Raw genomic sequence first — 12391 nt, 5'->3', positions numbered from 1 at the left:
GTTGACGTTATATCTTCGCCGCCGTACTGTGTCGGCCGTGCAGGAACCGACCTTTCTCATCCTGACCGCGCTGGCGGCACAGCCGCTGCACGGTTACGGGATCGTCCAGTCCGTCGCCGAGTTGTCCGGCGGCGACGTGAAACTGCGGCCGGGCACGCTCTACGGCGCCCTCGACCGCCTCGACCAGCAGGGCCTGATCGCGGTCGACCGCGAGGAACAGGTCGACGGCCGGCTGCGGCGCTACTACCGGCTCAGCGACCAGGGCGCCGCCGTGCTGGCCGAGCAGGCCTCGCTGCTGCGCAGCCGGGCCGCCCTGGCCGAACGGCAACTCGGCCTCCGGCCCGCCGGCGGTGCCGCATGAGCCGGCCGCGACCGGTCCGAGAGTTTCACCAGAGCTGGCTGCTGGCCGCCTATCCGGCACGGCTGCGGCGTAAGCACGGCGACGAGCTGATCGCGACGCTGGCCGAAATGTCCGGGCCCGGTGGCGGTCCGAGCCGTGCCGAGCAGGTGCGGCTCGTGCTCGACGGCCTTCGCGAACGGTTCCGGCCGCCGGTGCGCCGGCCGCTCGCCCTGGCCGCTGCCGTGCTGGCCTTGCTCGTCGGGGGCGCACTGGGCGCTGCGGCCGGGTCCTGGGTGGGCACTTTCGGATACGCCGACTTGCCCGCGGCGGTGCCGGTCGGCGAGCGGTTGACGCCCGTGAACGCCGACGGCAGTTACCTGTGGGCCGAGGGGCGGTTCCCGGCGGGGGCCGGCGTTCAGGCGGAGTCCGGCGTCCAGCCTGAATCGGGCACCCAGGCGCGACCTGCCGCCCTCGCCGCCGCGCTCGCTGCCGTTGAGCAGACCCACCGGGCGATGGCAGCCGCGGGCTGGCGACCGGGGCCGATCGCTCCCCGCGAGGGAGTGCTGACCAACGTCCACTTCACCGCCGAGCGGGACGGCGTGCGGCTCGACGTCTACGCGTACCCCACCCTCGGCACGATCAGCGTCGCCGGCTGGCCCACCCGCCCCGCGACGTACGTGCCGTTGACGATCGCGGGGTTGCTCGCCGGGCTGGTCGCCGGCTGGCTGGCCGGGGTGGCGGTGGCCCATCGCATCCAGGCTGCCCGGCGTCCCGTCCGAAGTGGGGTGCTCGCCGTCACCGGACTCGTGCTGGTGCTGCCCTCGGCCGTGGGATTCGTGGCCGCGCTGGTGAACTATCTGACCGTCACCGACCCGCTGGGCACGGGCGGCCTGCTGCATGCCGGCGGTTTCGCGTTCGGTCCCACGGCCGACCTGTGGCGCGCGTACGACATGGGGGAGGGCTGGGTCCTGACCCCGAGTGACCTGCAGCTGTTGCCGTTGTTCGGGTTCGCGTTGATCGCCGTGGGCGCGATCCTCGCCCGCCCCCGCCGCGAACGGGAGGCCGTGGCATAGGGCGGCATTCAACTACGGCTGCCGCCCGTCCGCGTGGCTCACGCCGAACGGCTGCGGTTTGTGTCAACGCCATGGCTGCCGCCTGTTCGCGTGGCTCATGCCGAACGGTTGCGGTGTGTGTGAACGCCATGGCTGCCGCCTGTTCGCTTGGCTCACGCCGAACGGCTGCGGGTTTGTGTCAACGCCATGGCTCCCGCACATCGGCGTGGCATGCCGAACGGTTGCGGTTTGTGCCGGCGCCACGCCTCCGGCCCGGACGCCGCGCTGCCGGGACAGGGGTTCGCTGCGCGGTCAGACGCCGCGTCTGCCGTACGGCCGTGGCCCGGCGCCGAGCGCTCAGGCTGAATGCCGGACTTCCCTCAACCGCGTCCCGTGGCCGAGCCGGCAGGCCGAGGATTCGCGGCCTCGGCCTCCGGTTCTCACGATGCTGTGCAAGGCGTCCCGTTGAGGGTGAACGACGCGGGGCGGGGGTTGCTGCCCGTGTGGGTGGCGTTGAAACCGAACGTGACCGTCGCGCCCGGGGCCAGGGTGCCGTTCCAGGAGGTGTTGGTGGCGGTGACCTGGGTGCCGGACTGGGTCACCGTCGCCGACCAGGCCTGGGTGATGCGCTGGCCTGCTGCGTACGGGAAGACGAGGGTCCACGAGCTGAGCGGGGTGGGGCCGTTCGTGACGGTGATCGAGCCGGTGAAACCGCTGCCCCAGTCGTTGGTGGAGTACGCGACCCGGCAACCGGCCGGCGGGGTCGGGGTGGGTGACACCGTTGGCGACACGGTCGGTGACACGGTGGGCGTGGGCGACACCGTTGGCGACACGGTGGGTGTCGGGGTGGGGCCGGTGCCGTCGGGCTCGGCGCCCCAGACAAGCGTGGCGCCGTCGTACAGCGGAACGCCGGGGTTGGGGCCGGCGGCGGCCTGGTAGGACGGGTCGTTGGCCGGGTTCCACGTGCCGCCCTCGACGACGCCGATCTTGAGCTGGACCTCCATGCGGTGCGCGGACTGCCCGGCCGGCGCGATCGTGTGGCCGGTGCAGTCGACCTCGACGTACCAGATGTCACCCGAGAACTGCTTCGCGCTCGTCGGCCCGGGGCAGCCCTGCGTGTACGGCGAGCTGACGGTCAGCGCGGCGTCGCCGTCACGGGTGAAGTAGTAGCGGAACTTGCCGGCGGTCAGGGCGCGGGCCGGGAACGCCGACTTGTTGTAGACGACCGCCTTGATCCCGGTCGAGCGGGTCTCGTTCTGCATGATCGTGGTCTCGACCGACAGCTCGGGAATGTCGGGCGTCTCGGCCTGCGGGAACCCGGTCAGCGGCGTCCCGCCGAACTCGCCGTGAAGCCGCGCGAGGGCGGACGTGAACCCTGCGTTGTAATCGGTGGCGACCTCGTTCATCACGTAGTCGCCGCGGCTGTCGGTGTATTTGTCGTCCGGCGCGGACGGGCCGCCGACCAGGGCGCCGTAAAGGACGTGGCGGGTCTGCTCGGGAACCTGCTGGCTGTCCCACCACGACCCATGAGCCGTACGGTGGTGGGGGTTCTTCGGGGAATTCGCGCCGAACCCGATCACGTAGCTGGAATTGCGCGGGTTGGCCCCCAGCGCATAGTCGATCTGGCGTACGGCGAAATCGTGGTATCGCGTTTTACGTGTGGCGTCGGTGATCGCGTCGCTGTAGACGAGTGCGACGAACGCGGTGTTGGCGGCGTAACGCAGCGCGCCCCACGTGTCGACGACCACCATGCCGCCGGGGGAGGTGCGCACCTTGTCACCGTTGACACCGACCGTGAACCAGTCGAGCCACCGATTGGCGTCGTCGACGTACTTCTGCTTGCCCGTCAGATTGGCCAGCAGCACGTAGTTGCCGTACTGCTTGTTGTCCCACGAGATCGTCCACTTGTACATCTTCGTGCTGGTCTGGTTCTCGTTGCCCTGCGCGTCATAGCCGGCCTCGGCCTTGGCCAGATAGGAGGCGTCCCCGGTCGCGCGGTGCAGCCAGATCGCGCCCCACACGAGCTCGTCGGCGTAACCGCTCCACGACTTGTAGAACGACGTCGCGTCGGTGATGCACTCGTGATAGTTCTTCCGCACCGTGTCGGCGAACGTGTAGAGCTGCTTCGCGTGGGTCAACAGCGTTTCCGCGTACGTGGGGTTGGTGGCCCTGAACACCATCGAGCTGGCCGCCATCGCCGCCGCGGTCTCCGCCGCCAGCTCGGTGCCGCCGCAGCTCGCGTCGATTTTGTACGCGGGCCGCGCCATCGGCATCACTTCGGCCGGGCCCCACCATTTGTGGTCGTCGTCGCCCTTGCCGACCTGCCCGTACAGCACGTTGGCCGAGGGGTGCGCCTTGATGAAGTAGTCGTTCGGGACGCGCAGGTTGTTGAGCAGGTGGGTCAGCTGGCCGGAACTGGTGTAGGCGGCCCTGTTCTCGATGGCGCCCCACGCGAGCATCGTGGTCGTGAACGCCATGGGAAGCCCGAATTTGACGTGGTCGCCGGCGTCGAACCAGCCACCGGTGAGGTCGAGTCCGACGTCCTGGCCGTCCTTCATCGCCGAGTCGCCGCGCCACGAAACCCGGTTCCAGCTCGGCTTCTTGCCGGCGACCTGAGCCTCGTAGAAGAGGATCGACTTCTGCAGGGCCTCACCGTAGTTGTAGGCGGCGGCCGCGTTCGCTGCTCCGTTGCCCACGGCGGCTGCGGCGATCGCTGGTCCGCCGGGCGCGGTGCCTTGGCGAGTTGCGCCTGCTCCAGCGGGCGCTGAGGCTTCGCGGGGTGCGGCTTCGCGTGGCGCCGCTTCTCGTGGCGCGGCCCCGCGGGGTGCGGCTTCGCGTGGCGCGGCCTCGCCTAGCGCGGCCTCGCCTAGCGCGGCTTCGCGGGGTGCGGCTTCGCGTGGCGCTGCTTCGCGGGGTGCGGCGGCTGCTCCACCCGGCGCGGCAAGCCAGACGGCGACGACAGCGAGGCCAGCCAGGAGGGCGCGGGCTTTCATGGGCATCTCCTCGGGGATTGACTGTCATCGTTACATGGGAGCGCTCCCAATTCAATGATGTGAACGCCCGCTTTCCGGCAGGAGCAACCAGCGTCCAACCTTCACCCCCGAGCCGACTGCTCGCGGCGGCGACGGGCGGTCCTGCGCCAGGGTCGCCCCGGCTGATCGCGCTGTTCCCGGTCCATCGTGAGCATGTCCGAGGCCGCATCCTGGCCGACCCCCGCGGCTGCGACCGGCTCGGCCGGGTCGTGAGGGCTCGGCCGGGTCGTGAGGGCTCGGCCTTCCGTCGATTGGCATGTCGGAAGGGGGCCGGCTTTCCGTCGACTGGCATGTCGTTCCAGGTTGGTCCGGGGCGTCTGTCGCTGACGTAGCCCGGTCGCCTGCGCCGAGCGCGCCACTGGCCGTCTTCGGCGTCAGCGCGTGGACATCGCGGGCAGGACCCGGCGGAGCCGAGCCGCTAGACTCTCGCGGTGCTGAACTGCCCACATTCCTCTACAAAACGTACCGTGGCCGGGGCGCTACTGTTGGTCTTGGCCCTGGCCGGCTGCGGCGCCGAGGCGGAATCGTCCTCCGGTGCCGCGTGGTCGAGCCCTGAAACCGCTCCCACCGTGACTGACTCCCGCGCTGCTTCTCCCTCAAGTGCCCGTGGCGCCGAACCGTCCGCATCTTCGTCCCCCACTGTGGAGAAGACGCGGCAGGCGGAGACGACACGAAAGCCCAAAACGCCACAGAAGACGAAGGCGCCGAGCGGGAGCGGCGCCAAGTACCCGGAGTGTGCCGACGGCGACTGCAAAGTGTCCTTCTCCGGTTCGGTCGAATTCTCACTTCGCGGGTGGACGGTATCGGCCTTCCTGGAGAACGGCGGTGTCAAGGCGCGGCTGACCAAGCCCAACGGCCTGGGCGGCGGTGGCGGCTTCATGGCGGAGCCCGGATGCGCTTTGGAGATCCACGCCGACGGCGGGGGACGACTCGGATGCGACAAGCCCCCAGCCAAGCCCGACCCGGGCGGATACTTCGTCCAGCTGCTCGAACTGGACGGACGCACTGCGGTCATCCGAGCAGTCCTGGGCTGACGAACGTCGCCCGCGCGAGGGGCACATCTCGTGACCACGAGCTGAGCCTCTGCGCCGGGCGGCCGGGATGGGTTCCTCGCTGGGACCGCTTCCTTGTCAGGGCCGCGCCACCACCAGCGCCGCGTTCTACCGGGGCTGCGTACTCGCAGCGCCGCCGCCGTCAGGACCGAGTTCCCGTCGGGCCGCGCCCCCACCGAGATCGTGCCCGTGCCGAGATCGTGCCCGTGCCGGGATCGTGCCCGTGCCGGGATCGTGCCCGTGCCGGGATCGTGCCCGTGTTCACATACGCGAAGCAACGTTGTAATGGGAGCGCTCCCATGTCACGATGCTGGTCAATATGTTGACGGCGTGAGGACTCCCCGATGCCTGTGCGCTTCGTTCGGACGACACTGATTCTTGCTGGGCTTCTGGCCGTGACGGCGCCAGTTTCGGCTGCGCAAGCCTCGACAGCGACGCGTCTGGGTGCGCAAGCCTCGACGGCGACGCGTCTGGGTGCGCATGCCTCGACGGCGACGCGCCTGGGTGCGGAAACATTGACGGCGACGCGCCTGGCTGGGCAAGGTGCGACGGCCTCGGATTCGCTCGCGGGCTCCGGCCTGGCGTCGCGGGCCGCAGCCGCCGCGTTGCCCTATCAGGACCCCGGCCTTCCGGTGTCCGCTCGCGTCGACGACCTGGTAAGCCGCATGACGCTGGACGACAAGATCGGGCAGATGGTGCAGTCCGAGCGCGGCACGACCAGCGCGGCGGACGTCACCTCGTTCCGGGTGGGCTCGATTCTTTCCGGCGGCGGCTCGGCCCCGGCGAACAACACCCCGGCCGGCTGGTCCGACATGTACGACGACTATCAGCGGGCCGCGCTCGCCACTCCACTCCAGATTCCGATTCTGTACGGGATCGACGCGGTGCACGGCAACAACAACGTGCCGGGCTCGACGATTTTCCCGCACAACATCGGCCTCGGGGCGACGCGCGATCCCGCCTTGGTCGAGCGGATCGGGCGCGCCACCGCGGACGAGGTCAAGGGCGCGGGGCTGGACTGGACGTTCGCGCCGTGCGTGTGTGTGGCTCGCAACGACCGGTGGGGGCGCACGTACGAGTCGTACGGGGAAAAGCCCGAAATCGCGTCGAGCATGACCACCATTGTCGACGGTTTGCAGGACGCCGATGTGCTCGCGACCGCCAAGCATTACGTCGGCGACGGCGGCACCACCGGCGGCGTCGATCAGGGCAACACGCAGATCAGCGAGGCCGAGCTGCGAGCCGTGCACCTGCCGCCCTTCCGGGCCGCCGTGGAACGCGGGGTCGCGTCGGTCATGGTCTCGTTCAGCAGTTTCAACGGCGTCAAGGTGCACGGCCACAAGTATTTGGTCACCGATGTGCTGAAGGGCGAGCTGGGTTTCGCCGGGTTCGTCGTCTCCGACTGGGCCGGCATCGACCAGATCGACGGGCGGCCCGGTTTCACCCAGGCCGAGATAGCGACAGCGGTCAACGCCGGGCTCGACATGGCGATGGTCCCCACCGACTGGAAGACCTTCGTCGGTCATTTGCGCGCGGCGGTGCAGGCGGGGCAGATCCCGATGTCGCGGATCGACGACGCCAACCGGCGCATCCTGACGCAGAAGTTCGCTTTCGGGCTCTTCGAGAAGCCGTACGCGGAAAGGGGTTTCGCCTCGACGGTGGGCAGCGCCGAACATCGGGCGCTGGCGCGTCAGGCCGTACGGCAATCGCAGGTGTTGCTGAAGAACGCGGGGAACGTTCTGCCGCTCGCGAAGAGCGGGGGCAAGATTTTCGTGGCCGGCAAGAGCGCCGACGATCTGGGCAATCAGAGCGGCGGCTGGACGGTCAGCTGGCAGGGCTCGAGCGGCAACATCATTGCCGGCACGTCGATTCTGGCCGGGATTCGGGCCGCGGCCGGCAACGGCACGACCGTGACCTACAACCGGGACGGCGTCGGCATCGACAATTCGTATCGCGCTGCCGTCGCGGTGATCGGGGAGACCCCGTACGCGGAGGGGGAGGGCGACCGTACGGGATCGATGGGTCTCGACTCGACGGATCTGAACACGCTTTCACGGCTGCGCGCTGCCGGTGTGCCGGTGATCGTGGTGCTGGTGTCGGGCCGCCCGCTCGACATCGGGTCCGAGATCGGCAACTGGAACGCGCTGCTCGCGGCGTGGCTGCCCGGCAGTGAGGGCGCGGGCGTCGCCGACGTGCTCTTCGGTGACTACGCGCCGACCGGGAAACTGCCGGTGACGTGGATGCAGTCGGCCTCGCAACAGCCGATCAACGACGGCGACGGCAAGACACCCCTTTTCCCGTACGGGCATGGGCTGACCTACGACGGCGGGCCGGACCCGGACCCCGATCCGGAACCGTCTTCCTCGTGCCGGGTGAAGTACACGACGAACGACTGGAACACCGGGTTCACCGGCACGGTCAGCGTGACCAACACCGGGTCGACGCCGGTCTCGCCGTGGACGCTGACCTGGAGTTTCACCGGCGGCCAGACGATCACCCAGGCCTGGTCGGCACGCGTGACCCAGAGCGGTTCGGCGGTCACGGCCTCGGGTGAGTCGTGGAGCTCGACGCTGGCCCCGGGCGCGAGCGCGAGCTTCGGCTTCAACGGCTCGCACCCCGGCACCAACCCGAGACCGGCCGCGTTCGCCCTGAACGGCGCCACCTGCACCACCGAGTCCTGAACCGCCACCGCATGACCAAGTCCTGAACCGCCACCGCATGACCAAGTCCTGAACCGCCACCTGCACCGCCGAGTCCTGAACCGCCCGTCCCCATGAACTGAGGAGTCCCCACGTGACAAGAAGGACGATCGTCGCCACCGTGCTGACGCTGATCGCCATGCTCATCGCCGCCCCCTCGGCGGCCACCGCGGCCCCACCCGCGGCGACCACGCTCTCCACCGGTTACTCCCACACCTGCGTGATCGACGAGGGCCGCCTGCTTTGCTGGGGTGGCAACTACAGCGGCCAAGTCGGCGACGGCACCACGACGAACCGGACAGCACCCGTACGCGTCGGCACCGAGACCTGGACCAGCGTGGACGGAGGCACGAGCTACAACTGCGGCATCCGTACGGGGGGAACCCTGTGGTGCTGGGGCAGCAACACGCGCGGCCAGCTCGGCAACGGCAACACCGCCCGGCAGACCTCGCCGGTGCAGGTCGGCTCGTCGGCCGGCTGGGCGAGCGTGAGCGCCGGGGACAGCCACACCTGCGCCGTGCGTGCGGAGGGAACCCTCTGGTGCTGGGGCTTCAACCGTTTCGGGCAGCTCGGTGACGGCGCCGCCGTGTACACCGCGTCCTCGCCGCTGCGGGTCGGCACGGGCAGTAACTGGGCCAGCGTGACGGCCGGTTTCGCGCACACCTGCGCCACCCGTACGGACGGCACCCTGTGGTGCTGGGGCGACAGCTCGACCGGGCAGCTCGGGGTCGGCGTGCTCGGCTACCGCACCACCCCGGCCCAGGTCGGCACGGGCACCAGCTGGGCCGGCGTGACGGCCGGCTACCTGTTCACCTGCGGCGTACGCACCGACGGCACGCTCTGGTGCTGGGGTGAGAACGGCTACGGCCAGCTGGGCGTCAGCGGCAACTACCAGGCCGCGCCGGTTCAGGTCGGCAACGTCAGCACCTGGACCAGCGTCACCGCGAGCTTCGACACCGCCTGCGCCACCCGTACGGACGGCAGCCTGTGGTGCTGGGGCAACAACGCGTCCGGTCAGCTGGCCGACGGCACCACCACGCATCGTTATGCCCCGACCCGGATCGGCACCGCGACGACGTGGACCGCCAACGCGTCGGCCGGCCACCACAACTGCGCCCTGCGCACCGACGACAGCCTGTGGTGCTGGGGCAACAACGACAACGCGCAGCTGGGTGACGGCACCACAACGCAGCGCCGGGCGCCGCTGCAGGTGACCCTGCCGAGCTGACCCAATGGGGGCCGGGTCAGCCGATCCGGCCCCCACCGGTCCATTCCTCGAACGACGTGAGCGGAATGCCGAGATCCCGGGCGAACTCGGGACGGGCCGGTTGTCCCGCCAGGTTCATCAATTCCATCGGGAGCGCCGCGTACGCCGGCATTCCCTTCTCGAGCGCCTCGGCCTCGGTCATGTCGGGAGCGGTCAGCGGCGCGCCGAGAGCCCGGCCCAGTGTTTCCGCGATCGCCGTCATCGGCTGATAATCGCTCGCGAGCTCGAGCACGACCTCGTGGAAGCGTTCCGGTTCGGCGATCGCCGCGGCCGCCGCGACTCCGATGTCGTGCACCGCGACCAGCGACAGGTGAGTCGCCGGCTTGAGCACCGTGACAATGCCGCCTGCCACGCCCCGGGGCAGCAGATAGGAAGCCTCGAGCCGGAAGTTCTCCATGAAGAAGGCGGGCTTGAGCAGCGTCCAGAACGGAAAACCGGCTTCCCGTACGCGCTTCTCGATACCCGCCTTGGACGCGTAATACGGTTCCAGGGCTTTCCACCGCCCGGTCTCGTAACCGGGCGCCGTGGCGAGGCGGTCGGAACCCGACACGGACGTGTGCACGAATTGGCGCACGCCGGCGATGGTGGCCGCCTCGATGAGGTTGACGGCCAGATCCAGCTCGCCGGCGAAGTCGTACGCGCCGTTCTTGACCTCGGGCATCTGCACTGAGAAGACGGCCCTGACATCCCGCGCGGCCGCGACAAGCGAATCGCGGTCCTTGAGGTCGCCGGTGACCAGTTCGGCCCCGAGAGCGGCGACGTTCTTCGCGCGTTCCGTCGACGGGTCACGGACCAGTGCTCGTACGGGAATGTCGTTCTCCAGCAGCGCGCGAGCCGTCGCACCGCCCTGCTGACCGGTGGCGCCTGTGACAAGGACGGGTGCGCTCACGATTTCCCCCAAGCTAAAAACGGCGTGGGCCGCCGTTTGTGTGAGGTTACGATATGGCGGACCCCGCCGCTTGGCAACCGTGAGGAGAGGTGATGACCGGGCAACGCGCCGACGCCCGCCGCAACTACGCGCTCCTGCTCGCCGTGGCCGAGAAGGCGATCGCGGCCGAGGGCGCCGACGCCTCCCTGGAGCAGATCGCCCGCACGGCCGGGGTCGGATCCGGAACGGCCCGGCGGCACTTCCCCACGCGGCACGCCCTGCTGGAAGCCGTCTTCCGCCGGCAGATGGACACTCTGTGCGGGCGGGCCGCAGAGTTGCTCGGCCACCCGGACCCCCGCGCCGGCCTGCTGGAATGGCTGCGCGACGTGCTCACGTTCGCCGCCACCACGCGCGGCCTGCCCGAGGCCCTCAACCGCGACCGCGCCGCACCGCCCGGCGAGCCGCACGAATACTGCGCGACGGCCCGCCTGACCGATGCCGGGGGCCCGCTGGTCGCGCGGGCCGCCGCGTCGCTGACGCCGGGGGTGACCATCACCGACCTGCTCAACCTGGTGACCGGGATAGCGCTGGCCACCGAGCACCACCCGGACGCCGCCGCGGAGGCCGAACGGTTGCTGCACCTGACCGTCGAGGGCGTCAGCCCGGCCGGATCTGCTTGACCTCGTGCCGGCGTGTCCCTGCGGGCGCCGGGCCGTGTCAGGATCAACACGGTTCTGCTCGCCGCGCCGGCGGCGGCGCATTCGAGACGAAGGAACGATCGCTTTGCTGACCGACCTCTCCCCGGAGCAGCTCGCCACCTACCGCAGCAGCCAGACCGCACCCGCCGGCTTCGACAGTTTCTGGGCCGAGACCCTCGCCGAGGCCGCCAAGCACGACATCGACGTGCGCCTGCGCGGGGTGACTACCCACCTCAAGACCATTTCCACGTACGACGTGACGTTCCGGGGTTTCGCCGGGCAGGATGTGCGGGCCTGGCTGCGGGTGCCCGCCGGCGCCACCGGCCCGCTGCCCGCCGTGGTGCAGTACGTCGGGTACGGCGGCGGCCGCGGTCACGCCCTGGAGAACCTGCTGTGGGCGTCAGCCGGGTTCGCGCACCTGCAGATGGACACGCGCGGCCAGGGCTCCGGCTGGAGCCTGGGCGCCACCCCCGACGAGGCGCCGTCCCAGCCGCAGGTGCCGGGCGTGATGACCCGCGGCATCCTCGACCCGGCCACGTACTACTACCGGCGGATGTTCACCGACGCCGTACGGGCCGTCGACGCCGCCCGCAGCCTCGACGTGGTCGACAACTCCCGCATCGCGGTGCTCGGCGGCAGCCAGGGTGGCGGCAACGCGCTCGCCGTAGCGGGCCTGCGCGACGACCTGGCCGCGGCGGTCGCGTTCGTGCCGTTCCTGTGCGACTTCCCGCGCGCCCTGCAGGTGACGGAGTCGTACCCGTACAAGGAAATCATCGACTACCTGGTCGTGCACCGCACCGAGGTCGAGCAGGTGCGCGGCACGCTGGCCTACTTCGACGGCGTGAACTTCGCCTCCCGCGCGACGGCGCCCGCCCTGTTCTCGGCCGCGCTGCGCGACACGACCTGCCCGCCGTCCACCGTCTACGGCGCCTTCCACGAGTACGGCGGTGACAAGGAGATCGCGGTGTGGGAGTTCAACGCGCACGAGGGCGGCGGCATCCTCGACGAGGAACGGGCCCTGGGGTTCCTGCGCAGCCGGCTCGGCGTCGCTTGACGGTGACGGCCGGCGGGCGCGTTCTGCGTTACTGCCTGTACGGGCCCACCGGCGGTTTCCCGGTGATCGCGCACAACGGCACGCCGAGCACCCGGTTGCGGCGCCCCGACCAGATCGAGGCAATACACCGCGGCGGCGTACGGGTGCTCATGCCCGACCGCCCCGGGTACGGAGGCTCGACCCGCCGCCCCGGACGCAGCGTCGCCGACGTGGCCGAGGACGTGCGGGCGCTGGCCGACGCCGAGGGATGGGACCGGTTCGCGGTCTTCGGCGGCTCGGGGCGCGGGCCGGCAACCGTGCTGCCGGGCGGCGGCCCTCCATAGCGCTGG

The 12391-nt window shown here is 70.3% G+C and carries 10 protein-coding genes; 8 read left to right on the top strand and 2 right to left on the bottom strand.

Annotated elements, in window-relative coordinates; genetic code table 11:
- Positions 1 to 37 precede the first annotated feature (37 nt).
- Together C8E87_RS41225 and C8E87_RS41220 are read left to right on the top strand one after the other, a co-directional pair.
- Positions 38 to 361 carry a PadR family transcriptional regulator gene (locus tag C8E87_RS41225; RefSeq protein WP_133878762.1) on the top strand — a complete coding sequence of 108 codons (324 nt, stop codon included), beginning with the start codon at positions 38 to 40 and terminating at the stop codon, positions 359 to 361.
- Positions 358 to 1413: a hypothetical protein gene (locus tag C8E87_RS41220; protein WP_133878761.1), complete on the top strand. Its 1056-nt coding sequence runs from the start codon at positions 358 to 360 to the stop codon at positions 1411 to 1413. The genes C8E87_RS41225 and C8E87_RS41220 overlap by 4 nt, the downstream gene beginning before the upstream one ends.
- Positions 1414 to 1832: 419 nt before the next feature.
- Here C8E87_RS41220 and C8E87_RS41215 read toward each other — a convergent pair whose 3' ends face one another.
- On the bottom strand, positions 1833 to 4088 hold the full coding sequence (locus C8E87_RS41215) for a glycoside hydrolase family 9 protein (protein WP_307870793.1): 2256 nt from the start codon (positions 4086 to 4088) through the stop codon (positions 1833 to 1835).
- Positions 4089 to 5065: 977 nt separating this feature from the next.
- Here C8E87_RS41215 and C8E87_RS41210 point away from each other — a divergent pair.
- The 3 genes from C8E87_RS41210 to C8E87_RS41200 all read left to right on the top strand — a co-directional run bounded on the left by C8E87_RS41210 (position 5066) and on the right by C8E87_RS41200 (position 9403).
- Positions 5066 to 5458 (top strand): hypothetical protein, encoded by a 393-nt coding sequence (locus C8E87_RS41210; RefSeq protein ID WP_133878760.1) that lies wholly within the window; start codon positions 5066 to 5068, stop codon positions 5456 to 5458.
- 533 nt (positions 5459 to 5991) lie between these two features.
- Positions 5992 to 8157 (top strand): glycoside hydrolase family 3 N-terminal domain-containing protein, encoded by a 2166-nt coding sequence (locus C8E87_RS41205; RefSeq protein WP_239080563.1) that lies wholly within the window; start codon positions 5992 to 5994, stop codon positions 8155 to 8157.
- Positions 8158 to 8269: 112 nt separating this feature from the next.
- Entirely contained in the window at positions 8270 to 9403 is a 1134-nt protein-coding gene (locus C8E87_RS41200) for an RCC1 domain-containing protein (RefSeq protein WP_239080564.1), read from the top strand.
- Positions 9404 to 9419: 16 nt separating this feature from the next.
- Here C8E87_RS41200 and C8E87_RS41195 read toward each other — a convergent pair whose 3' ends face one another.
- A complete protein-coding gene (locus C8E87_RS41195) occupies positions 9420 to 10331 on the bottom strand; it encodes an NmrA family NAD(P)-binding protein (RefSeq protein WP_239080565.1) in 912 nt (303 codons plus the stop codon).
- Between the two features lie 92 nt (positions 10332 to 10423).
- On the opposite strand from C8E87_RS41195, the gene C8E87_RS41190 reads away from it, so the two are divergent.
- From C8E87_RS41190 to C8E87_RS41180, 3 genes are all read left to right on the top strand, one after another.
- Positions 10424 to 10990 carry a TetR/AcrR family transcriptional regulator gene (locus C8E87_RS41190; RefSeq protein ID WP_133878758.1) on the top strand — a complete coding sequence of 189 codons (567 nt, stop codon included), beginning with the start codon at positions 10424 to 10426 and terminating at the stop codon, positions 10988 to 10990.
- A 103-nt stretch (positions 10991 to 11093) separates the two neighbouring features.
- On the top strand, positions 11094 to 12062 hold the full coding sequence (locus tag C8E87_RS41185; RefSeq protein WP_133878757.1) for an acetylxylan esterase: 969 nt from the start codon (positions 11094 to 11096) through the stop codon (positions 12060 to 12062).
- A 2-nt stretch (positions 12063 to 12064) separates the two neighbouring features.
- Entirely contained in the window at positions 12065 to 12385 is a 321-nt protein-coding gene (locus C8E87_RS41180) for an alpha/beta fold hydrolase (RefSeq protein ID WP_239080573.1), read from the top strand.
- Positions 12386 to 12391 lie beyond the last annotated feature (6 nt).

The sequence above is a fragment of the Paractinoplanes brasiliensis genome (genome assembly GCF_004362215.1).
GTDB classification, from domain to species: Bacteria; Actinomycetota; Actinomycetes; order Mycobacteriales; family Micromonosporaceae; genus Actinoplanes; species Actinoplanes brasiliensis.
The sequence above is the reverse complement of the archived record's forward strand: the minus strand, read 5'-3'. Positions and strand labels throughout refer to the sequence as shown.

What these genes read in the sequence shown, in the direction of transcription:
- C8E87_RS41220 (WP_133878761.1), top strand. Translation starts at nt 358, where the DNA reads ATGAGCCGGCCGCGACCGGTCCGAGAGTTTCACCAGAGCTGGCTGCTG.
- C8E87_RS41190 (WP_133878758.1), top strand. Translation starts at nt 10,424, where the DNA reads ATGACCGGGCAACGCGCCGACGCCCGCCGCAACTACGCGCTCCTGCTC.